General features: G+C 34.8%; 18 protein-coding genes and 1 pseudogene. All 19 read right to left on the reverse strand.

Translation table 11 applies throughout. The features are described 5' to 3' along the window. Positions 1 to 6: 6 nt before the first annotated feature. The 19 genes and pseudogenes from BM088_RS06200 to flgG all read right to left on the reverse strand — a co-directional run bounded on the left by BM088_RS06200 (position 7) and on the right by flgG (position 23,323). Positions 7 to 2,022, reverse strand: coding sequence for a motility associated factor glycosyltransferase family protein (locus BM088_RS06200; RefSeq protein ID WP_177207964.1), 2,016 nt, complete (start codon positions 2,020 to 2,022; stop codon positions 7 to 9). 78 nt (positions 2,023 to 2,100) lie between these two features. Further along, positions 2,101 to 2,646 carry a GNAT family N-acetyltransferase gene (locus BM088_RS06205; RefSeq protein ID WP_091981695.1) on the reverse strand — a complete coding sequence of 182 codons (546 nt, stop codon included), beginning with the start codon at positions 2,644 to 2,646 and terminating at the stop codon, positions 2,101 to 2,103. A 32-nt stretch (positions 2,647 to 2,678) separates the two neighbouring features. Further along, entirely contained in the window at positions 2,679 to 3,443 is a 765-nt protein-coding gene (hisF, locus tag BM088_RS06210; protein WP_091981700.1) for an imidazole glycerol phosphate synthase subunit HisF, read from the reverse strand. Then, complete coding sequence (gene hisH / locus BM088_RS06215) at positions 3,437 to 4,069, reverse strand: imidazole glycerol phosphate synthase subunit HisH (RefSeq protein ID WP_091981704.1); 633 nt, start codon at positions 4,067 to 4,069, stop codon at positions 3,437 to 3,439. The genes hisF and hisH overlap by 7 nt, the downstream gene beginning before the upstream one ends. 8 nt (positions 4,070 to 4,077) lie before the next feature. Further along, a complete protein-coding gene (locus tag BM088_RS06220) occupies positions 4,078 to 5,232 on the reverse strand; it encodes an N-acetyl sugar amidotransferase (protein WP_091981707.1) in 1,155 nt (384 codons plus the stop codon). A 70-nt stretch (positions 5,233 to 5,302) separates the two neighbouring features. Beyond that, complete coding sequence (locus BM088_RS06225) at positions 5,303 to 6,700, reverse strand: NAD(P)-binding protein (RefSeq protein WP_091981711.1); 1,398 nt, start codon at positions 6,698 to 6,700, stop codon at positions 5,303 to 5,305. 104 nt (positions 6,701 to 6,804) lie between these two features. Further along, complete coding sequence (locus tag BM088_RS06230) at positions 6,805 to 8,133, reverse strand: FAD-dependent oxidoreductase (RefSeq protein WP_091981714.1); 1,329 nt, start codon at positions 8,131 to 8,133, stop codon at positions 6,805 to 6,807. Positions 8,134 to 8,256: 123 nt separating this feature from the next. Continuing rightward, positions 8,257 to 10,275, reverse strand: a complete 2,019-nt coding sequence (locus tag BM088_RS06235; protein ID WP_091981718.1) for a motility associated factor glycosyltransferase family protein — start codon at positions 10,273 to 10,275, stop codon at positions 8,257 to 8,259. A gap of 17 nt (positions 10,276 to 10,292) precedes the next feature. After that, positions 10,293 to 11,681: a flagellar filament capping protein FliD gene (gene fliD / locus BM088_RS06240; RefSeq protein ID WP_091981723.1), complete on the reverse strand. Its 1,389-nt coding sequence runs from the start codon at positions 11,679 to 11,681 to the stop codon at positions 10,293 to 10,295. Positions 11,682 to 11,691: 10 nt separating this feature from the next. Further along, positions 11,692 to 12,093, reverse strand: a complete 402-nt coding sequence (locus BM088_RS06245; protein WP_091981727.1) for a flagellar protein FlaG — start codon at positions 12,091 to 12,093, stop codon at positions 11,692 to 11,694. Between the two features lie 109 nt (positions 12,094 to 12,202). Beyond that, positions 12,203 to 12,733 carry a flagellin gene (locus BM088_RS28075; protein WP_425439278.1) on the reverse strand — a complete coding sequence of 177 codons (531 nt, stop codon included), beginning with the start codon at positions 12,731 to 12,733 and terminating at the stop codon, positions 12,203 to 12,205. Between the two features lie 69 nt (positions 12,734 to 12,802). Further along, positions 12,803 to 13,822 (reverse strand): annotated as a pseudogene (locus BM088_RS28080) (flagellin N-terminal helical domain-containing protein); the annotation flags it as partial. Between the two features lie 202 nt (positions 13,823 to 14,024). After that, positions 14,025 to 15,650, reverse strand: coding sequence for a flagellin (locus BM088_RS27890; protein ID WP_091981734.1), 1,626 nt, complete (start codon positions 15,648 to 15,650; stop codon positions 14,025 to 14,027). A gap of 93 nt (positions 15,651 to 15,743) precedes the next feature. Next, positions 15,744 to 17,276, reverse strand: a complete 1,533-nt coding sequence (gene flgL, locus BM088_RS06260) for a flagellar hook-associated protein FlgL (protein WP_091981738.1) — start codon at positions 17,274 to 17,276, stop codon at positions 15,744 to 15,746. A gap of 107 nt (positions 17,277 to 17,383) precedes the next feature. After that, the gene (gene flgK, locus BM088_RS06265) at positions 17,384 to 19,447 is read right to left on the reverse strand and encodes a flagellar hook-associated protein FlgK (RefSeq protein ID WP_091981743.1); all 2,064 of its coding nucleotides are present in this window, start codon (positions 19,445 to 19,447) and stop codon (positions 17,384 to 17,386) included. Between the two features lie 28 nt (positions 19,448 to 19,475). Further along, positions 19,476 to 20,522, reverse strand: a complete 1,047-nt coding sequence (flgJ, locus tag BM088_RS06270; protein ID WP_091981747.1) for a flagellar assembly peptidoglycan hydrolase FlgJ — start codon at positions 20,520 to 20,522, stop codon at positions 19,476 to 19,478. A 169-nt stretch (positions 20,523 to 20,691) separates the two neighbouring features. Beyond that, the gene (locus BM088_RS06275) at positions 20,692 to 21,801 is read right to left on the reverse strand and encodes a flagellar basal body P-ring protein FlgI (protein WP_091981750.1); all 1,110 of its coding nucleotides are present in this window, start codon (positions 21,799 to 21,801) and stop codon (positions 20,692 to 20,694) included. Between the two features lie 12 nt (positions 21,802 to 21,813). Further along, the gene (gene flgH, locus BM088_RS06280) at positions 21,814 to 22,515 is read right to left on the reverse strand and encodes a flagellar basal body L-ring protein FlgH (protein ID WP_091981755.1); all 702 of its coding nucleotides are present in this window, start codon (positions 22,513 to 22,515) and stop codon (positions 21,814 to 21,816) included. A gap of 19 nt (positions 22,516 to 22,534) precedes the next feature. Further along, the gene (flgG, locus tag BM088_RS06285) at positions 22,535 to 23,323 is read right to left on the reverse strand and encodes a flagellar basal-body rod protein FlgG (RefSeq protein ID WP_091981759.1); all 789 of its coding nucleotides are present in this window, start codon (positions 23,321 to 23,323) and stop codon (positions 22,535 to 22,537) included. Positions 23,324 to 23,330 lie beyond the last annotated feature (7 nt).

A 23,330-nucleotide genomic window follows, 5' to 3' on the forward strand; every position in this document is an offset into this window, starting at 1 on the left:
GTAATATCAATCAAGCTTATTTAATACTTCAGCTTGATATAGTTTTTTCATTTTTTTAAAATAGTCTACCATCATAGAAAGAGAAATTTTCATATATTCATCTCTAGATGATTTAGTTTTCATTGTGTATAACTTACCTATCACAATTACATGCATATGATTCAAACTACATAATAATATACGACCAACAAATTTGTTTTCATGTTTAATTATGGTCAAAATGCGATTTTGTTGTGCTGCAAAAATATTGATGAGTTGATGTAAGTTTGGCTTAGTTTTTTTAAATTTATTATGAAAAATGTCATCTATTTCTAAAAATAGCTTTTTACTATTATCAATTGAAGTTTTATTTATCAATTTAACATCATAATCATTATTAATAGCATTTTGAGAAAGTAGTAAATTAAAATTGACCTTTTTACTTAGTTTAGTTAAATCAATTTCTTCTGTTCTTTTAGGTATTGACCCTTCTATTTTTGCACCGTCAGAACAATTAAAACAATTTAAATTTCTATATTCTGGACGCCTTAGAACCCATTCAAGCACATGCCTACTGTGATCATAAACAGTTTCGGTAAATACTGTTCCGCCAAAGTTTGCAGGAACCTCTTTAACACCGATCCTATCGGTAGCAAATTTTCCATCAAATTCAGTATAATAAGCGCTATCTTTAGAATGGTGATACTTTACATCTCTATAACCTACATCTAAACCGACTAAGTGAATATTTTTAAAACCAACTTTTGTCGAAAATGCTAACCCCCCATTACCAACTAAGGGATTTGATCCAAATAAAGTCATTAACCCACTATAGTTTTTTGTATCTAAAGAATTAAGGAAATCGCTCCCTGAATCACTCGGTTTCAAAAATAAATAAGCATCAGAAAACAGAGAAATAACTTCTGGAGCTACATTATTCATAGCAACTATAGGAACTTTCTTAAAAAACTCAGGATCATCAATTAATTTAATCCATCCAGCAACATCCTCTGTACGCTCTACCTCAAAGTGAACATCGGGAACAATTCCCGCTTTATACAAGGGATATATAGCACTCCCGCAACAGAAAATATAACAAGTATCTTGTGCCTGCTTTAAAAATTTAATGTTTGCATCTAGAGAAGGCCCGTTTCCACAAATAAAAATAGGTTTATCTAAAGCATCCCCCATCTTAAAATTTTCTGGCAATAAATTTGCTTTATTAATTAAGTTTTGAACCGTATGATTATAGGATAATATCTCGTCTTCAAAAAAACCAAAACCAGCATAAAAATGAGTACTACTGTCAAAAAACTGTTTAAGCGCCCTATCAGATACTTCATCATTATAGTGACAAAAAACAGGCATTGCCCCCGTACGAAACTGTCCAATTTGTGAAAATAAATGATGTAAATTTTCAACAAATTGATCTGGAGATGAACCAACTTCTATAGAAATACCTTTCCCCGGTTGTTCAAAAGTACTAATTAATTGACCATAATCAATGATGAATAAAGAGGCATAAAATAAATCATTGTTTGGTTCATAAAGATGAATATGGTTTATATCCTCTTTTTGTAACAATTCTAAGTGATATCCAAGCCCAGTACCTAGTACTAATAGGACAGGAAAGCTTTCCGGTGGATCGTATTTATTAGAAGCTTCTTTACTTATCAGATCATCAGCTTTAAGAACCAAGTCATTAACAAAGTCTAAGTGTTCAAAATGAACAGGGGCTTCTTTTGGGTCGATAGGCTTTGCAGAATAAACACTTTTTATTGGAGCAACTTTATATTCCACATATTGAATATTACATAACTTTTTAGGATCATCGTGATACATAAACCCACCCTTATGGGCTATATTTATAAAGCCATTAGGGTCCATTTCTAAGGCATACTCCTTCGGAGTATAGTTATAAAACCTGTTATATAATTGTGGGAACTTTTCTTTAAGTACAAGTAAATTTCTTTCAAATGTCATATTTAAAACTTGTTTTAATAAGTTTAAATCAGGTGATTTACTATCATTTTCTTTTTTCATATTATTCTCTGGCACTGTCATAAAACCCATCACCTATGCATATATCAATAGTTTTATGCAAATTAAACACCAAGTATATTACTGATTAAATTTTCCATACCAAACGTGATCTTCTCTAACTCCATTGGCAGCAATAAGTTCGTTTTTAAAAATAGCTTGAAACTCATAACCTGATTTAACTAAGGCTTTTTGACTCGCTATATTTGATTGATAAAAACCAGCTTTTACAAAATGTAGTTTTAGCTTTTTAAAGCCCCATTCAGTTAAAGTGCTAATAGCTTGCGTTGCATACCCTTTACCCCAGAAGTCTACATCTCCAATAAAATAACTGATTTCTGCTATGCCATGTCGCCAATTTATTGGACCTAGTTTAATATTTCCAATATGTTTATTTGTTGATTTATCTACAATAGCAAATAAATAGTTATTTTCATCTTTTTGTATATTAACAATAAATTCATAAATGGAGTTTATTGTTTGTTTTTGCCATCGCGTTTCAAGAAAACAATTTACCTTAGGGTCTTGTAGCCAATTAAGATAATCTTGTTTGCAATCATCAGTAGTGATACTTCGAAGTATTAGCATTGATGATTCTAACTTTATACTCTTAATATCTTTTTTCATCTTTACTCTAAATCGTATAATTTCATTATGTATTACACAAGTTTAAATGGTAAACCATAATTTAGTAAATATGCTCTAGCTCTAATTGGGCTCGAATCAGAAAAATTAAATAAGCTACCACATACAACGCCACTTACATTTGTTTGAGTAAAAATTTGATGTAAATGTTGATAGTTACCAGAGCCTCCCGCTATTAAAAGGGGCGTCTTAACTTGACTCATAACTTCATCTACCAGAAATTGGTCAAACCCAAGCATAGTGCCGTCTCTATCAATAGATTGCACCATAAACTCCCCAACTCCAGCATCGAGCATTTTTTTTAAATGTGCAGCTAAGCTTACCTTTTCATGCGTTTTACCTGAATGTGAATATAAAATATAGTTATTAGAAGCGATATGCTTCCTAACATCTATATTACAAACAATAGCCTGACTACCAAAACGTTTTGCCAATTCAGATACCAGTTCAGGTTTTTGATAACAAATAGTATTTAATACTATTTTATCTGCACCAGAGTGAATTAATTGCGCCGCTTGATCGAAAGTTCTAATACCACCACCCAGTGCCAACGGCATAAAACAAGACTTTGTCAATTCAGCTAATATTTTTAATAAATCAAAGTAGCTTTCTTGGGTGGCATTTATATCCAAAATAATTAATTCGTCGGCTGTTTGTGAATTATAAACGGCCGCACTTTGTATTGGGTCCCCCACATCGCGATAATGATTAAATTTAACACCTTTAACTAAACGACCATTTTTCAACAATAATATTGGTACAACCCGTTTTTTTAACATTTACTATTTCCATCCCAATAGCAAAAATTTTCTATTAACTTTAAACCATTGTTTTGGCTTTTTTCAGGATGAAATTGAAAACCCACTATATTCTCTCTGAAAATACCACTGACAATATTATTGCCATACTCAGTCAAAGACAAAATATTTTTGGTATCCTTGACTTCAAAATGAAATGAATGCACAAAATAAAAATCACGATTAGTTTTAATACCTTTTAAAACAGGGTGTTCAACTTGACTTAAAACACTATTCCAGCCTGTATGCGGAATTAAAAGGTGTTTTGATATTAATTTTTTAACGCTTCCAGATATAAGACCCAATCCTTCACACTCGCCTTCTTCGCTATAATCCGATAGAAGTTGAAAACCTAAACAAATACCCATTGTTGGTTTTTTATCCACCAAAACAAAATTTAAAATTGCCGTTTTTAAATTTTGTTTTTCAATATGAGCCATCGCTGTTGAGAAAAAACCAACCCCAGGTAGAATAAGATGTGTGATTTTTTTAAAGTCATTAGGTGTAGAAACTAACTGATAATCAAAACCTGATTCATACACTGCATTTGCAACTGAAGTTAAATTTCCTAGCTGAATATCTAAAATTCCAATTAAAACATCATTCAAAATTATACCTAGACCTTTGATTCTCTAAACCACGTATCAAAATCTTTTGTTTTAGGTGCATCTTCGATGTTATCAAAATCCGGCACAAAAGGAGGTACAACCGTTTTGAATACTATTTGATTAAATTCATCTTCCGTTAAATCAAGGTATTCTAAAAATAACTCTAATGATGGCGGGCGTTTACCTTCATACTGCTCAACTAATTCATCAGCTTCAGCTTTTGTCATACGACCATTTCTGATGTCTAATGCTGTCATCTGAGAAACCCTTGAATAACCACGTTTCAAATATTTAATATAATCTCTAACACCTTGCAAATAACATTCTATCTTCTCATAAGGGTATACATCCCATGGCATTCCCTCAACCTGATCTCCTTGCCAATTCAATTCATCCATTATCTCTTTTGACTGCTTCTTAACATCCCATGGAATAAAAGATCCTAAGCAAACAGAGTGATAACCAAGACGTTTTAGATCTCGAGTTTTTGGGTAAGTAAAAGGCCACAAGTCTCTTTCATCAAATTTAAAATCATCCTTTATCATACCGGCCATATCTTGGGCTGTTATGCCTAAATTAACATAACGATTAAACCGAGTTTCATCCACAGACTCAATCTCATCATCTCTGTAATCATAATAAGCAGTATATTCTGATGATGGCTCCCCCCAAAATATCAAGGGCACATTGAACTTAATCGCAATATGCATAGGATACGAAAATATTCCCGTATGACAATGCCAACAGAAATCACCTTTTCGTATCAAAGACTCAAGCATTAAACGCTTAACAAGTTTCCAATTTGGTGTGAAAGTAATAAAATCCACACCCATTTTCTTTAGGGTTCTTTCGTTATTTTCAAGTAATTGGGGTCGTAAAAAACCATGATTAAATTGAACAACAAGCGGTTTTAAACCATACTGTTCAATTAGGTACTTTAGCGTGAAAGTTGAGTCCTTTCCTCCTGAAAAAGGCACTATACAATCATAATCATATTTACCTTTATACTGTGCAACTAAGTCATCTAGCATTTCTTTTCGATCATGCCAGTTTATACTTTCGTCTTTATGATCTTTTTGCAAACAAATATTACAAATACCAAACTGATTAAACTCTATTGTTTCATATGTTTCAGGTAATCCGCACTTAGTGCATTTTTTCATATTTTTTCACTATAATGGCTATCAAGCAGTTCTTTAAGTTAACAGCAATTATCACACCAATAATAACTTTTTAACTGGTAGAACCAAATTTTTCTTTTAAATCAAAGTATACACCTTTAAATACATCTTCATGAAACCAATTTTTTCCTGCGAAGCGTCCTGCAATATGAATATTTTTAAATGCGCCAGACAATTGTTCATAATGGCTGGCTACAGCGTCTACAAATTCAAAAGTTGGTATAGGGAAAGTATGATGAATTATTTGCTTTTTTTGACTTAAAATTAAGGATGATTTATCGACTAATCCAATACTAACTAATTCATTAAACATCTCTTCAAGCGTTATGCAATCAACCTCATCAGGTTTACACAAAGTTTCAACTGTCAGTTTTGCTGTATTACTTATAATATCTTTTTGCATATTTGAATATAAAGTAATTCTAAACCCTTTATATTTACTATCCCAGTTCCAAACATAATGCGACTCCGTATTCAATAATTGCCTATCAATTTGATAATGAAAAATACAAGCACTCCTAAAAGTTACATCTGTCTGTAACACCTTAATTCCAGCCGCTTCTAATGCTAAGACGGGAGGGGCAGTCCAAAATAAATAATCACACCTGATTTTTTCTTTACAATTACCTAATTCGATTGAAGTAACCTTTTTATTTTCATGATTAATTTTATCTATATAATCATTAGTAAAAAATTTCACCCCCTTATCTTTAGCTTGTTTTAATAAATGCGCTACCCAGAATCCAACCCCCTGATTATTTTTAGGATAATAATTTTTTCTTTGTGGTACTTTATCTTTTCTTAACCTTTGTTCGAAATCTTTTTCATTATGGTACGCTAGTTTTTCATCAAAGGCAGGCAGCTCTTTTAACTTTTTACTTACAATTGAGTCTAAAGCCATTACTCGCGATAAACCAAAATAACTGACAGAAGAGTTAGTTACTAGTTTTGACAGCTCGACTTCATTCCCATAAAGTTTTTGTGCAATTGGTGCGATCGCATGCTGAGTAAAAGTAGGGCCTAAAGTTTCACAAAGAAAGCTTACAATATTTTCAGCTTGGCTCAATTTAGTCAATGAAAGTAATTCAATAATACCTTTTTGATAAATATCATCAGGTAAATTACGAACATCAAGCATTTGATTAATTAAGTTCCAACGACCATTGAAATAATTACCAGATCGTAACTTACCAAGATCATTCCAATATAAGTGTCGCTCTTCTTCCTTGCCAAATAATATATTGTCAATTTCAGGGATCAATGTTGTATTTGGAACATGTGTTCCTTGATCAAAAATAGCACCATTTGGTAATTTTATTGACTTGAGCAGCCCTCCACATTCAGACTCTTTTTCGATAATGTATACATTTTCAAAATAATCTGTTAATAAAATAGCTGAAAATAAACCACAGATCCCACCACCTGCAATTATGCAATTATTTTTTTTCATTCTTAGGCCATATTTAAATTGATTGTATTAGTAAGTGTTGCATAACCCAGCTAATACGAAATCCCTAAGAGATCAATAAATTGATTTAAATCAAAATAATAATGCTAACTTTCTAATTCTTTCAAGATATTAGAGGCTATATCAGTCAAAGATGTTTGTACGGGATCAATGCAAATAATATTAGAATGATCTTTCAATATTTTTTGTTGTATTTTTTCAAACTTTTTTTGATAACCAACTAAAGGTAATTTGAAGGTAATAGGTGCTTGAAGTAACTTATAAGTGCTAGGCATTTCTCCTGAGCAAATTTTTAAATTACATGCTTCTTGCCAAATTGTATTTATATAAGCTTTAGCATTAAGCCATATATTTGAATTAAGATGAGTTGGTACTTCACAACAAATATAACTTTTACCATCAATAACTTGTCCACTATACAGCCCAGGAGCCGAAGCTCTAAAAATTAATTGCTCTGGTGTATGATCATGAAAATATGTATAACTTCCTATATTTTTAACTGGTACTTCAAAATAGACTACTACCATAGGAACTGGATGGATAAACTGTTTTAAAGAATTTTCATCGAATAAAATAGATTCAAGCACATCTAACTCAGCAGCCCAAATTAACCTATCTACTTTTTTTAAATCACCATTTTTCAGTTGTATTTGATCTTTTGAGATAGACTCAATTGATTGTTCAAATATCAACTTGGCACCTTGTTCCTTTAAGTATTCAAGTGCACCATCACAAAACTGCCTCATTCCTCCATTATCTGGATAAAAATTTCTGAAAGGGTAAAACTTTGCAGCCTCAGAATAAAACTGCATTGCATCATTATTAGTAAAAACAGCTAAACGCTCATCATAAAATTTTTGTTCTTTGAGTTTAATTGACGTTTTTTCATCAAATAGTTTAACCCTATCAAAAAATAAAAGACTTGCTGCTGTCGCATCTAATTTAGTTGGGTCATACTGTAGTTTTTTATAAGCTGCTTCCTTTAAAAATTTTGCAGCATAAAGACCAAACCGGTTATCAAGGTAATCAGATAAAGTTTCATTTTTTTTTATATCCGGTTTGGATGCAATCTCTTTTAACTCTTTTTTGATTATATTAAAATCTACCTTACATAAAGTTAAATCTGGGACTGTATAATTTTCACTTTTACAGCCTTTGGTCATACCAGCATAGTTCACATCAACCTTTCTAATATTTTGCTGCATTAAATCAAATAAATATGATGTAATTTCGGATGATGAGTTATCAAATATTTGACACCCTAAGTCAAGATGATACTTACCCCACTCAATCCCTCTCATTACGCCACCAAGCGCATTACTTTTTTCAATCAAGGTCACTTTTTGACCTTTTTTCAATAGAATCGTTGCAGCTAATATTCCCTTAAAGCCTCCACCAGCAATAACCCACTCCATACTAATCTCCAACTCATAGTGAAAAAGTTTATTTTAAGATCAAAAAAAGCCAATATAAATCATATTGGCTTGAAGTTTTATCTTGTTATTAAATTGACTAAGAGAAACATAATAATCAACTTTTTAATCTAGTTCATCAAGAATTTTAGTCTGGTAAACTTGCTTCATTTCAGCAAAATAATCAACCATGCAATCAAGAACCTTACCTGAAAACTTATTTCTACTCTCATCGGTTCTCATGATATACATTAAACCTGTTGCTGGTACTTGTAAGTAATTAGTACTTCCCGAAAGCATACGACCCGCATATAAATTTTGTTTAATCGCCATATCATGAATAAGATTATACTGATAACTAAAAACGTCCATCAACTCTTTATGAGTTGCTTGAATACCTTTAAATTTCGGGTTTGCAACTTTATCCATTAACTCAAACATCAAAGTACTATATTCCTTTAGCTTCTCAACTAAAAAAGCATAGTCGTACGCTTCAGATTTAGACTGTTCAAATAGAGATTTATGAATTGAAAAGTCATCTTGATGTTCTGTAAAAGTAATATCCTCAAGATGTTTTGGTTCTGCTCGCTGAATTTTGACACCATCAGAACAGTTATAACATTTAACATCTTCATTATCTGGGCGTCGTAATACATACTCAATAACATGGCGACCAAAATCAAAATGTGCTGTTGTTTCTACCGTATCTGAAAAATTCCCTTCCAGCATTTTATTACCATTTGTGGTAGCTTTATAAACATCTTTAAATTTTTCAAAATATACACTGTCTTTTGAGTGATGATGCTCTACATCCTTAAATCCAAGATCGACTCCAATTAAATACATTTCTTTAAAACCCGCTTTAGTTGCAAAAGCAACAGCTGCATTACTTACTGTCGGGTTAGAACCAAACAAATGTAAAGATTGATCAAATGTATCAAGAAAAGCCATTCTTACTAAATCAGTGCCACCATCATTAGGTTTCATATAAATATAAGACTCACCGAATAAGTCAAGTACCTTTGGTGATACTGTATTCATCGAAACTATGGCTATATTTTTATAATAAGATTTATCTTCAATAACAGAAACCCAATCGAATAACCCCTCTGTACGCTCAAGTTCAAAATGAAGCTCAGGTGTTAAACCTGCTTTATATAAAGGATAAAGCGCACTACCACAAGAAAATAAGTGATATTTATCTCTATTTTCTTTTAAGAAAGCAATAGACGAGTCTAAGCTTGGTCCATTAGCACAAATAAACACAGGTTTTGATGTTTTATCACCCAACTGAACAGTACTATTTATGACTCTTCTATTTTTATCTCTTAAGTTTTTTAAAGTATGATTGACAGAAATCATCTCATCTTCCATAAAACCAAAACCAGAATAAAAATTAGTTACATTGTCCAATAAGCGTTCAAGGGCTTCATCAGATTCAGGGCTGTTATAGTGACGATAAATTGGTAATACACCACAACGATATACTCCTCGTTCAAATAATAGCTTATGTAAATCTTCAATATAAAATTCAGGTGTTGAACCAACTTGAATCGTTATACCTTTATTTGCCTCAGTATATTTCTCTATTAATTCTTTATAATCAACTACGTGTAAAGAGGCGAAAAAAATATCATTATTAGGTTCATAAATATAAAGATGACCTATATCTTTTTCGCTTAATTTTTCAATGTGGTAACCCAAGCCAACACCAATTAAACACATTAAAGGATAATACTTGGGGTTCTCATATGGCGCATCTTTGCTTTCTTCTATGCTTTCATCGCCCGCACAAACTAAATTGCGAAGTAAACCAACATGTTTGAACATGTCATCCACTGCGGCTGCATCAATCAACTTTAATCGATATATATTTCGAAGAGGTGATGAAAAGTACATCTCAAATTGCGCTTCGGATAGCAACTTAGGGTTTTCATTATAGATGAAGCCTTCTTTTCCAGCGATATTCAAATGACCTTTATCATCCATTTCTAAACCATACTCAGTAGGTTTATAGTCTTTGAAACGTTGATAAAAATTTGGAAAGTGAATTTTTAAAACTTCGAGGTTCTGTTGAAACGTTAAACTCAGGACTTGCCTTAAAATCTCTACCGCAGGCTCTTCATTTGAAACTGAATCTGTCATATTTTCTCACTTGCTATTTATTTTTTACTTGTAAACCCAGGTAAATTACTTAACTGATTATCTAAAAAAGTTCCAGTATTAGTTAACTTAGCTACAATTTGATCCATGGCTAAAAATTGTGCATAAAGTCGACTTTCAGTTGAGGATAAACGTTTTTCAAAATTTATTTTTTCATCATCCCAATCTTTTGATGATATTTGCAAGCCATTAATTCGGTCATCTAAAATACCACCTGTCGTTTTATACTCAGTTACTATCGTAGCAAGTTTTTTGCCAACACCGTCCGTTCCGGAGAATAATTCTTTGAATTGATCAAAATCAGTTGAAATAGCTTTTGTTAATCTATCATTATCAAGTTCTAAGGTACCATCTCTTTGTGTCGTAATACCAATTGATGACATTGAAACTTGTAAACCATTAGATAAGGTCACAGGTTGTGCGATTGCATTACGGATTTGATTCATCATAGTACGCAATGTACCATCACCTGTTAATATACCTTTAGTTCCCGCATCAACATTTACAGCTGAGAGTTCAACAACTTGAGCAACAGTACTATTAAAAGATTCAACAAATTTCTCAAGTTCTTCTTTCACACTGTCTGTATCTAATGAAACTTTGAAAATATCTGATTTACCAACCTCATGGGCTTCTTTTAAATTTAATATAACGCCTTCTATTGCCCCTTCAACCTTATTTGATGCGCTAGTAATTGTTAAGCTGCCATCTATTTTTATTTTTGCATCTTCTGCTGGTGTATTTTCAGTGAAAAAGTTATTTGTTCCATCCTGACTTAAACGAGATAACCCAAGCCCATCAACTAAATCCCCATCATCATCTGTGATTGTGAGTTTAATTTCATTTGCAAGCCCAGTTTCATTTCCTGTTAATACAAGATGTTCACCATCATCGGCTGTGATTATAGTAGCTGTTACACCTGGGTTAGATGATAAATTATTAATTTTATCTTTTAATGTTTGAAGGGTATCGTCGGCTGCAACTGTAATATTAGCTGTATTTGATCCAACATCAATTTTCATTGTACCTTCACCGATAAATCCAGCGATTGTTGGAGATGTAATTTTATGGGCGGTCGCAATTTTTTCTACTTCAATATTATAACTACCAGGTTGAGCAGCAGATCCAGCTTCAATATCAAATTTTGTAGATGCGTTTTCCACGCTGCGTTTACTAAAAGTAGTAGGAAGTTTTAATTTAAATAATACATCATCTAAATCAGATAAATTACTTTTTAATTTGCCAAAGGCTGAGATTTTTTCAGTGATATCCTTTTGTGCACTATCGTGCCGAGAATCAAAAGGGATTCGCTCAGCCGCAATTAAATCAGTTACGATTTTATTTACATCTAAGCCTGAACCTATTCCTGGGGAAGTTATAGATGCCATAATATCTACCTTATACTTCTTTTTTAATTAAAATCCCCGCAGCTTCAGATATTCTAGATGCTAAATCTAATATCTCTTCCGATGGAATTTGGCGAATTAAATCACCCGATTCTTTATCAATAACAGAGATCACATCGCGCCCTGACTCTTCATCAACTGAAAATCGTAAATCTTTATTGATCGATGAAACAAAATCTTGCAATTGTTGCGCCACTTTATTGGCATTCTTTATATCTTTTTCGCCTTCAGCTTCTGTTTTTTTAACTTTATTTTCGTCTAAAAATTGCTTGTTCTTAGGATCTTCAGATGACTTCTCTGTATTTCCTACTGTTATGGATTCAACCGCAGACTTATGTGTCTGATTTTCATTAGATGAACTAGCGATTGGAATCGTTTGCGTCACTATTTCCATAATTCCTCCCTAATACTCATGTAATTAAAGCACGGATAATGTAAAGAAACCACTCCTTGGCCTCTTTACATTCAATTGGCTCTATATTCTAAAACAACTAACTCAATGCTTAACCTAATAAACTTAATGCTGCTTGTGGGATCTGATTAGCTTGTGCCAATATAGATGTTCCCGCTTGTTGCAGTATTTGTGCTTTAGTCAAAGAAGCTGTTTCTGTTGCAAAATCAGTATCACGAATACGTGAACGTGATGCTGATGCATTCTCACTTACATTAGTTAAGTTAGAAATTGTAGAAGTTAAACGGTTTTGCGCCGCACCTAACGTAGAACGTTGCCCATCAATAAAGGCCAAGGCACCATCAATAACATCAACAGACATTTGTGCACCTACTGCAGTGCTCATATCAACATCTTCAATATTTGATAACTCAGATAGCTCTTGCCCTGCAACATTTTGCGTAATATCAGCAGTTGAGCTTACTCGGTAATCTTCTGCTGATGTTGTTCGCACAGTTCCAACAAAAGCTATGGTACCTTGTGACATCTGCGCAGCTTGTTCAGCAACCGTAATTGAAGTGACAACTTGTGCAGTATCGTTTGTATCACCTTCATAATCAAAAGTTTGCGCACTTACAGTCATTAATGTACCAGCTGCACCACCTGTAAAGGCTACATTGGTAAGTTGAATATTATCACCATTTTCACTGACAAGTTTTAGATCACCCTCAGATGTCAGCGAAGCTGCAATGCCTGTATCATTAGTTACAGCGTTAATTGCGTTGGCAATCGAAGATAAATCTTCACTATTTGTAAAATCAGCTTTAATAATAGGTGCATCTACGGCCGGATCAGTATTACTACCACGCAATTCAAATGTAATGGTTGAACTTGCTGATAATGAACCAAAACTACTAGATGAAACAAAATCTAAAGTTGCAACAGTACGTGCATCAGCATCAACACCTGTTGTTGGTGTCGCTAATTGAATTGCTTTTTGTAAATCTTGCGCCGTACTGGTACCTGTAACAGTCGCAGTCGCAGAGCCCTGAGCACCTTGAATACCGATTTGAATTACAGAACCTTGTGAACCTAAATATGAACTACCAGTACCAATCGCATCATAAGCAGCTATACCACCTAAACCAGCATTAGCCGCACCAGAATCAGCTACAGTACCCACAGCACCATCGGCATTAGTTCTTAAGTTATAGGTTTGTGCACCAATATCGTCAGCAAAATATGAACCTATGCTTACCGTAATTGTTTCAAATGCTTTTGCACCTACTTGAAAACCTTCAGAACCAAATGAACCATCTAATAAACGACGGTCACCAAAAGCGGTTGTACCTGCTATACGGTCAAGTTCAAATTGTAATTGCGATACTTCTTCTTGAATTGCACCACGGTCTTCATTTGAGAATGTACCATTCGCCGCTTGTAGGGCAAGATCTCGCATACGGTGTAAAATATTAGTACTTTCTTGTAGAGCTCCTTCAGCTGTTTGTGCTAAAGAGATAGCGTCATTTGCATTTCGTGTTGCTACATTCAAACCGTTAACTTGAGATGTTAAACGATTTGAAATTTGTAAACCTGCTGCATCATCACGTGCACTATTGATCCTAAGACCTGAAGATAAACGAGATAATGACGTTCCAACCATGTCTGATGACTTAGTTAGGTTTCTTTGGGCATTTAATGATGCCGTGTTCGTTGCTATAGACAGAGCCATAATTAATTCTCCTAATTAACTAAAAGAAATTGTTAAATTTCTATTTCAATAAGTTTTTCGGCATCAAGAAGAATTACTTTAGAAGTTTTTTTCCTTTTTAATTCATTTATAAAATATTAACCTTAAAAAACAAAAAGAAGACAGTGTCTCCTTTTTGTTTTAATTTAGAAAAGCTTGCCGCTTTTTCTTAATTCGGTCAAAGTTAGCCGCCCAATAGAGACAATGCCGCTTGTGGTATTTGATTCGCTTGCGATAACATTGATGTTCCTGCTTGTTGTAATATTTGATTTTTTGTTAATTCAGCAGTTTCAATTGCAAAGTCAGTATCTCTGATACGGCTACGTGACGCAGATGCATTTTCTGAAACAACGGTTAAATTGGAAATTGTTGATTGTAGTCGATTTTGAACTGCACCTAAACCCGCTCTTTGAGAATCAATAAATGCAAGACCACCATCAATAACATCAACAGCCATTTGTGCACCTATTGCAGTTCTAACATCTATATCATCAACATTTTCTAAGTTAGATAGTTGTTGACCATTAAGGTTCTGATTTAATAAAGCACTGGCACTTATACGGAAGTCATCATTAGATGTCATTCTTACAACCCCAACAAATGCAATACTATTAGTAGACATAGTAGGATCACTTGCCATAGTAGTTGAAGAAATAATTTGTGCAGAAGAAGTTATATCGCCTTCATATTCAAATGTATTTGCACTAATTGCAAGTAATGAGCCCGCGCCACCATCAGATAATGTTAAATTTGTAATCTCAATATTATCGCCACGTTCATTAACTAATTTTAAATCCCCTTCTGAAGTTAATGTTGCTGCAATCCCTGTTTCACTAGTTTGTGCATTGATAGAATTAGCAACCGATGATAAATCCTCTGAATTAGTAAAACTAGCCTTAATAATAGGCGCTGGAATAGTCGGGTCGGTATTTAACCCCCTTAACTCAAATGTAACTGTTGCTTCGGCCGATAACGAACCAAAACTACTTGTAGAAACAAAATCTAGTGTTGCAACTGTTCTTGCATCAGCATCAACTCCAGTAGTAGGTGTCGCTAACTGAATTGCTTTTTGTAAATCAAGTGCCGTTGCAGTACCTGTTACAGTTGCAGTCGCAGAACCTTGTGCTCCTTGTATTCCGACAGCAACAACTGAACCTTGAGATCCTAAATAGCCACTTGCACTCCCCCTGGCATCATAAGTACCAATTCCACCTAAACCTATGGCTGTACCACCGGAGACAACTTCACCAACCGTATTAACATCACCTAATGCTTCTTTTTGTAATAAGTGGGTTTCAGCACCTATCGTATCAGCAAAAAAAGCACCTATACTTACACTAATAGTTTCAAATGCAGTGGCACCAACCTGAAAACTTTCAGAACCAAATGTACCATTTAATAATTTTCTATCACCAAAGCTGGTTGTTTCTGAAATACGATCAATTTCTTGTTGTAATTGAGCAACTTCTTCTTGTATTGCAATTCTGTCTGTATTTGAAAATGTACCATTGGCAGCTTGAAGCGCTAAATCACGCATACGTTGTAAAATATTTGTAGTTTCTTGTAGTGCACCTTCAGCTGTTTGAGCCATTGAAATACCATCGTTTGCATTTCTAGCGGCAACATTTAACCCATTAATTTGAGATGTAAGACGATTTGATATTTGCAATCCTGCGGCATCATCTTTAGCACTATTAATCCTAAGGCCTGAAGATAATCTCTGTAACGAGGTATCCAAACCAGCTGACGATTTACTTAAATTACGCTGGCTGTTCAATGAAGCCACGTTTGTATTAATGAACAAAGACATTTACTTTCTCCTTAGGACAAATCGGTTTCTTGATGGCCCAATTACTAAATCAAAAACTAACTACCTAATTAAAAAGCAAACAATGTGCCAGCTTTATATAAAATTAAATAAACTTAGCTCTTGAACTTTAGCAAATGCCTGTTGTGAGGCTTGTAAACCTGTCATTGATGATTGGAAAGTCTGCATTGCGGCGTAAATATCAACTTCTTCTAAATTAGCAAGCGCGGTTACTGAAACTTCTTTAAATTTAAACTGTGCATTAGCTTCATTATCGATTGTATTTAATCTGGCACCCACTTGAGAGCGAATATTATCAACATTCGTAAAGGCATTTTTTAAATCTTGCTGAAGATCGCCAAGTAATTGACCTCTGCGAGAACTTTCAGGCCTATCGAGGCGAATAGTATCCGCTGCGGCAGGTGCTGGCCCGGCAAGATCTAGCTCAATACCATTAAACTCTAATTTAGTGCCCGTTGGATTATAAGTTTGCGCAGGCACAGGTGTTGAAAGTACAGTTACGGGTATCGTTGACCGATCAACCTCATTAACCTGAACCGTATCTGGAGCCCCTGGTGTCAAAATAATGTCAAAATCGGCTAAAGTATGCTCATCAGGTTTAATTATATTACCTCCTGAAATACCAACAGTTGATGTTGGATTAGGCATAGCAGTATAATTATTTCCTGTTACTTTCATTGTTTCAATGGCTTGCTTTAATACCCAATGTAAAGATTTTTCAGTATTTCCTGGCGCGGCCGTAATGCTAAATGTATCATTGACTTCTGCTCTTGTACTTGCATCAGTTTTAATGCTGATCCCCTGCACTTGAATATCATCACCAGGTGTAAAGTTACGAGAAGGGGTTACTGTAATACCTGTTTGAACATCAATTACATGATAAGAAGTTGCTGGTGCTGGTGCCGTTCCTGAAAAAACAACTTGATATGCACTCGCTGGAGCGGTGGGTTGAGTAAATTCTGTACTGTCAGATACTAAACCAACTGATAAATCTAAGGTCCCTGTATTTCCCCCCCCAGCTGTATTTAAAAAATGACCGTATGGAGAACTTACATTATCAATGAAACTGTTTCCCGGATCATTTACTTCAACTTTATAGCTTGCAGCAACGAGTACCTCTCTTTGCCCACTATCCCCTTGATATTGGGCATAACCAAATTTATCTTCTTTATAAGGTATAGTATTTGTTTGAAACCCTGAATATAAATAGTCACCATTTGAATTTTTTGAATTTGACAAAGCAAATAACTCATCAGCTCGCTTATCAAGCTCTATTCCTATCGCATTTAATGAAACAGAATCTAAAGAACCATTACCAGCTTGCACTAACAACTCTTGTACACGAAGCATAATGACATTCATACTTGATAAATTACTTTCTTCTACTTCATTAAACCTTGAAGCAGTTCCCTGTGCATTGACATAACGATCTGAAACACTGATTTCACTTTTAAGTTTAATTATTGTATTTGACGCAACGGGATCATCAGAAGGCCTTAATATCTTTTTCCCTGTAGATAACTCTTCTTGTGCTCGATCAAGATTTGATTGCCTAGTTTGAAGACTGAATAAACTACGATCGTAAAAATTTTGTGTACCGATACGCATAACGGTTCTCCTAACAAACGATTTTTTGGGAAATGGCTTTCAAAACAGATAGGCTAAAAGCATAAAAAAATTGATTCGTAATAAACAAAAAACACATGACTAATCTCCTAACGAAATGATTGTATTAACGTATTAAATATCTCATTTGCTACTGTTATTATTCTTGCAGAAGCTGAATATGCCTGTTGATAACGCAATAGATTTGCAGCTTCTTCATCAAGGTTTACTCCCGATGTTTCAGCCATTCTTTGCTCTGCACCAGCTAATAAAGTTTGAAATGAACTCGCGCTGATTTTGCCACTTTGTGTTATTACACCAACAAAAGTAACTAACTCAGCATAAGATTCTGAAAATGTATTGGTACCACCATCTAATGTTTTTTTATTTTGATAATCCAGCATAGTCAAAGCATTTGTATTATCACCAGGACCAAACTTTTTAGTATCAAATGGTGGCGCGCCATCTTGATGAGTAATAGTGAAAACTTCATTACCAGCTAAATTACCCGTTAACTTAACGCGCATACCCGGCACATCAATAACTTGATCTGCAGGAATATTAAATGGGCCCCCAGCTGGCGCACCTAGTGCTGCACCAGCTGAATTCTGCAAACTGTATTGTGTGCCTGTAGCATTGATTACAACTCTAACTTGAGGGTCTAACGGGGGGGGGAAATTAGCCGCATTAGGGAAGTTAGCATCAGCAGTATTAGATATCTCATACAATTCAAAATCGACATTACTTGGATTAACAACATCTGCTGTTGCTAAATAATTATCCGCAGCAGCAACTAAGCTAGGATCCTCTATTACCTGGCTTATATCGCTAGCTCCTGTATAAGTTGGTCGAATTAAAAACTTTGGGTTATTAGTAGCTGGAGGAACTGGCGCAGCTAAGTTATTATTTGAGATATTAATATCTATCCCTGTACCTGGGATTTGAAACCGTGTATTAGTTGGTGGTGACATAGCTGTTATATCAGCAGGGCTGAATGATACCAAGAGGGTCCCAGCTTCGTCACGTACGTCTAAATTACCAGCAACATACTCCATTGAATAATCTTGATTTGTTAGTAATGAAGCATTTGTGATATTGACTGAAAAATCAGTTACGGCCGCATTTTTATTTGAGTTTAGTGTTCTTGATAATGCAACCTGAGGATCATTAATATCTTTATATAAATTCGTACCAACAGCACCATTTAAATCTCGGCCTAAAGATTGTTGTCGATTAAAAGTATCAGCAAAACCAATTGCCATTTTGCCCATATCTCTGATAGAAGGTAATAAAAGATCATCTCTAATTTTTATTATTCCCCCTAAAGATCCTCCTTGAATTTGATCAGTTACAATTGACTTATTTACCGTTCCAGTAGTCGGAGCCATACCTATTTCTAGCTTAGTAGAGTCAAACTCATTTCTCTCAACCGATAAAGGAATAGCAAAAACACCTGTTACAAGTGTTAAGCCAGAACCTGCAGTTAAGTTTATAGTGCCATCTTTATGTTCTAATGTATCTACATCTACATACTCACTTAGCTGACTAACAAGTAAATCTCTTTTATCAAGTAAATCATTTGGGGGGAATCCACTTTCAGCAATAGAAGATGCAACAGCTATTTCACCATTTAATTGAGCAATACGTGTTGTAATTTCATTTACGGCTGAAATAGTGGTTTCTATTTCTTGATTTATATTGCCTAAATGCTGCTGTTCAACCTCGGTAAACATGTTATTAAATCGTTTCGCATTGGCTTCTGACGTACTTAAAAAAACATTTCTGGCAGATATTATTGTGGGTTCTTCTGTTATACCATTAACCGCATTAAACATGCTCTCTATGCTTTTTGTTATTCCGGTATCACTGTCAGCTAAAAAATTATCCAGTCGGCCCGCATTAACTGTTAATGAGTTATTGAAATTAAACTGACTTTTATTGTAAAGCACTTCTGAGAATGAAAATTCATTAAATGAACGAGAAATAGAAGAAACCTGAGTGCCATTACCTAAGAAAACACCACCGAATGGGATGCCAATTGTTGATTTCTGCTCTACCGTTTGGCGGTTATAGCCTTCGGTATTCGAATTAGCTATATTATGACCAGTTGTATCTAGACCTCGTTGAGCTGCGGCTAATCCTGAGACCCCTGTTGATAAAATGCCAAAACCCATAATTTACGACTCCAAAATAATCCTATAATTAATCACCCACAACTTGCTTTAATCCTTCATTAAATCTTTCACTTTTTAATATGCTGATAATTTTATTTGCATAATTAGGATCTGTGGCGTAACCAGCTTTCTGTAAAGAATGCAAAAATTGTTCCGGGTCTGAGGATTTGGTAAGAACTTCTTTGTAACGAGTGCCTGACTTTAAAAAGTCGGTAAAGTCATTAAAGCTATCTTCAATACTTTCATAAGCTCTGAAAGCAGCGCTTTTCTTGACGGCAACACCATTTTCAAACTCTAACGTCGACTTATTAACACTGTCACCTTGCCAGCTCTTATCCGCTTTAATATTAAATAGATTATTACTTGAAGAACCACTTTTTTGATTAATAATATGCTTGCCCCAACCCGTTTCAAGTGCAGCTTGAGCAATCATAACGGCAGGGTTTAGGTCAATTTTTTCCGCTGCTTTTTTAGCAAATTGCCATATCGAACTAATAAAGTCTTCCGAACTTTCAAATTTGACAGGGCTCTCTGATTTTACTTGAGTGGGCTCTTTTGACTTACTTGTCATAAATTCAGCTTGTTGCTGTTTAAATCTATCCGTGATCCACTGTGGAAAACTTTCTTTTTCTTCTAATTTTTCTGTATGTGGTTTTTGCAATACAAAACCTGTAGAAATACTGGGTTCTTGCTTGATATTATTACTGATATTTGCGTCATTTCTTAATATTGAGGCTGGTTTATAAGTTTGATAATCAGGACTTAACTGTTGAACAATCATATCAGCTAACCCTAAAGAGCCATTCTGTGAAAGCTCAGAAGTTAATTGCTGATCAAACATACCTTCATAAAACTGCGTTGCACTACTATTCATAGGGCTATCAGACTTAAAAGCTTCATTGGCTTTTCGCATGCTCTGCATAAGCATATTCATAAATATGCCCTCAAAATGCTGTGCAGCTTTTTTTAAGGCTGCTCTATCATTACCATCACTACTTGTTGCATCATGTCTTAAATCATTAAGACTATTCAGATCAAAATAGTTACTTGGCATATGTTGATTGACTTCATTCATAACAATTCTTTGGCACTTAGCGAATAATAATTAAGAAGTTGCAACTTTTAAGCCAAGTGAGATAGGAGTGAATTTAGAGCGGTATAACCTTAAAGAGTGAGCCTCAAAGAAAGCGGTAAGAATCCACTCTATTTTTGCTCACTTAACCCAAATAAAATATATAAGTTAATTATATAACGATCAGCTGACCACTTAATGCACCCGCTTCTTTTAATGCTTCAAGTATCGCCATTAAGTCCCCAGGAGCAGCCCCAACTTCATTAATAGCCCTGACTAAATCATCAAGACTGACACCAGGATCAAAAACAAAAGCTCGAGTATCATCACGAGAAACATCAATAATACTTTGAGCTGTGACAACAGTTTGACCTTCTGAAAACGGATCTGGCTGATCCACATCTAATTGCTCAGCAATTGTAACCGTTAATCCACCATGCGTAATTGCTGCTGGCTGCAACTTTACGTCTTTACCAATCACTATGGTTCCAGTTCTGGAATTAACAATAATTCTAGCCCCAGTATCTGCAGGTTTAAACTCAAGATTTTCTAAAGTTGCCAAATAGGCCACTCTTTGGGATACATCTCTTGGAGCTGTCACTCTAATGGATGTGGCATCCATTGGACGCGCCGTATTCGGACCAACTAACTCATTGATGGAATCAGCTAAACGTTTTGCTGATGTAAAGTCTGCATTATGCAAATTAAAAGTTATAAAATCACCTTGAGCAAACGGGCTTGGAACAGAACGTTCAACTGTTGCACCATTTGGAATTCTTCCAACGGTAGGTGTATTTATTAAGACTTTACTTCCATCTAAACCTTCTGCTCCTAAACCACTTACAATCAGACTCCCTTGAGCAACTGCGTAAACATTACCATCAACACCTTTTAAAAATGTTTGCAATAAAGTACCACCTCGTAAACTCCCTGCACTACCTATCGAAGATGCTGTTAAATCAACTCTTTGTCCTGGCTTTGAGAATGCAGGTAATTCAGCATGAACGGCTACAACCGCTATATTTTTAATTTTAGGACGAACATTTTCAGGTAATGTGATACCAAAACTTTTAAGCATTGCCTTAAACGTTTGTTCGGTATATCGTGTTTTCTCACCAGTGCCAGGTAGACCAACAACTAAACCATAACCAAGCAATTGGTTGGATCGTATGCCTTCAACCATAGCAACATCTTTAATCCTTTCCGCCGCTACATGTATTGAAAACAGAACAAAATACAATAAACCAAAAAGTTGAGCACACTTGATAATAATATTATTCATAATTAACCTCTCCTAAAATGGAGATAAAACACTTAAAAAGAAACTAGATAACCAACCGGGACTCTGTGACTCTTGTAAATCACCTTTACCTGAATATTGAATACGTGCATTAGCAATACGGGTTGATTCAACCGTATTTTCTGCACTCACATCAGTTGGCCTTACCGTTCCCTCAAGACGAATAAACTCCTCACCAGTATTTAATGTCAGCCACTTTTCACCACGGATCATTAAATTACCATTAGCTAAAACTCGCATTACATTCACCGTTATATTACCGCTTAGGCTATTGGATTGATTAGATTTTGCATCACCTGAAAATGAACCAGCAGATTTCATTCCAAGCTGAATACTTTGTCCGCCGATATTGACATTTTTAGCACCTAAACCAACTATAGGATCTAAACTATAATCAGTTTCTTTATCTGTTTCAGTTTTTGCACTTTTTGAAGCCTGAGTGGACTCTTTTAACATTACGGTAATAATATCCCCAACTCTCACCGCTTTTCTATCTGAGTACATATCATTTGCATTATATTCATTAAATAAAGACCCAGTAGCAACGATATCTTTCGCCTCAAGCGCTGGCGCTATTGGTGTAAAATATGGATCATCAGCAACAACTTGACGATTTGCAGTTGAAACACAACCAAAAAGAGTACTGCATAATAAAATATTTACCGTTGGTTTAAGTACTTTTAATAAGCTATGCATTGCCAAACCTCCTATTTCATTACAACTGCTGATTAATAAAGCTCATCATTTCATCTACCGCAGATATCACTTTTGAGTTCATCTCGTAAATTCTCTGTGTTTCAATTAAATTAACCAATTCTTCAGTTGTATTCACATTAGAAGTTTCTAATGCGCCTTGTACTAAAATCCCTAACCCCTGCACACCAGGATTTCCTTGAACAGGCGCACCACTAACAGCCGTTTCGGTAAATAAGTTTTGCCCATTTGGTTCAAGACCTGCTGGATTAATAAAATCAGAAATCGTTAACTGACCAATCACAACGTTATCAGCCTGTCCACGAATATGCACTGAAACCTCGCCATCTTGAGATATTGTTAGTGATTGTGCATCGTCAGGGATATTCATTTCAGGTTGAACTGGAAAACCAGCCCCAGAGGTTACTATTCGGCCGTTGCCGTCAGTTGTAAATTGACCAGCTCGTGTATAAGCTTGAGTGCCATCAGGCATCAATACTTCAAAAAAGCCTTGCCCTTGGATCATCCAGTCCATTGAGTTATCAGTTGTTAACAAGTTTCCTTGAGAAAAGTTTTTTTGCGTTGCAACAACCTTAGTACCAGCACCTAACATGAGACCAGAAGGAAGTTCTGTATCTTGAGAAGAGCGCCCACCTGGTTGATTGATATTTTGATATAATAAATCTTCAAATACAGCCCTGCTTTTTTTATAACCTACAGTACTGGCATTAGCTAAATTATTTGAAATAACTGAAATATCGGTTTGTTGAGCATCGAGCCCTGTTTTACTGATCCATAATGCTGGGTTCATTTTATTT

The sequence above is a fragment of the Pseudoalteromonas denitrificans DSM 6059 genome (genome assembly GCF_900112265.1).
Lineage (GTDB): Bacteria > Pseudomonadota > Gammaproteobacteria > Enterobacterales > Alteromonadaceae > Pseudoalteromonas > Pseudoalteromonas denitrificans.

Coding starts and splice junctions, on each gene's coding strand:
- flgL (WP_091981738.1), bottom strand. CDS start 17,276: ATGCGTATCGGTACACAAAATTTTTACGATCGTAGTTTATTCAGTCTT.
- BM088_RS06220 (WP_091981707.1), bottom strand. CDS start 5,232: ATGAAAAAATGCACTAAGTGCGGATTACCTGAAACATATGAAACAATA.
- fliD (WP_091981723.1), bottom strand. CDS start 11,681: ATGGCATCTATAACTTCCCCAGGAATAGGTTCAGGCTTAGATGTAAAT.
- BM088_RS06200 (WP_177207964.1), bottom strand. CDS start 2,022: ATGAAAAAAGAAAATGATAGTAAATCACCTGATTTAAACTTATTAAAA.
- BM088_RS06205 (WP_091981695.1), bottom strand. CDS start 2,646: ATGAAAAAAGATATTAAGAGTATAAAGTTAGAATCATCAATGCTAATA.
- flgK (WP_091981743.1), bottom strand. CDS start 19,447: ATGGGTTTTGGCATTTTATCAACAGGGGTCTCAGGATTAGCCGCAGCT.
- BM088_RS06275 (WP_091981750.1), bottom strand. CDS start 21,801: ATGAATAATATTATTATCAAGTGTGCTCAACTTTTTGGTTTATTGTAT.
- hisF (WP_091981700.1), bottom strand. CDS start 3,443: ATGTTAAAAAAACGGGTTGTACCAATATTATTGTTGAAAAATGGTCGT.
- BM088_RS27890 (WP_091981734.1), bottom strand. CDS start 15,650: ATGTCTTTGTTCATTAATACAAACGTGGCTTCATTGAACAGCCAGCGT.
- BM088_RS06225 (WP_091981711.1), bottom strand. CDS start 6,700: ATGAAAAAAAATAATTGCATAATTGCAGGTGGTGGGATCTGTGGTTTA.
- flgJ (WP_091981747.1), bottom strand. CDS start 20,522: ATGAATGAAGTCAATCAACATATGCCAAGTAACTATTTTGATCTGAAT.
- BM088_RS06245 (WP_091981727.1), bottom strand. CDS start 12,093: ATGGAAATAGTGACGCAAACGATTCCAATCGCTAGTTCATCTAATGAA.
- BM088_RS28075 (WP_425439278.1), bottom strand. CDS start 12,733: ATGACTGTAAGTGCGCAAACTTTTGATTATGAAGGTGATACAAACGAT.
- BM088_RS06230 (WP_091981714.1), bottom strand. CDS start 8,133: ATGGAGTGGGTTATTGCTGGTGGAGGCTTTAAGGGAATATTAGCTGCA.
- flgH (WP_091981755.1), bottom strand. CDS start 22,515: ATGCATAGCTTATTAAAAGTACTTAAACCAACGGTAAATATTTTATTA.
- flgG (WP_091981759.1), bottom strand. CDS start 23,323: ATGAACCCAGCATTATGGATCAGTAAAACAGGGCTCGATGCTCAACAA.
- BM088_RS06235 (WP_091981718.1), bottom strand. CDS start 10,275: ATGACAGATTCAGTTTCAAATGAAGAGCCTGCGGTAGAGATTTTAAGG.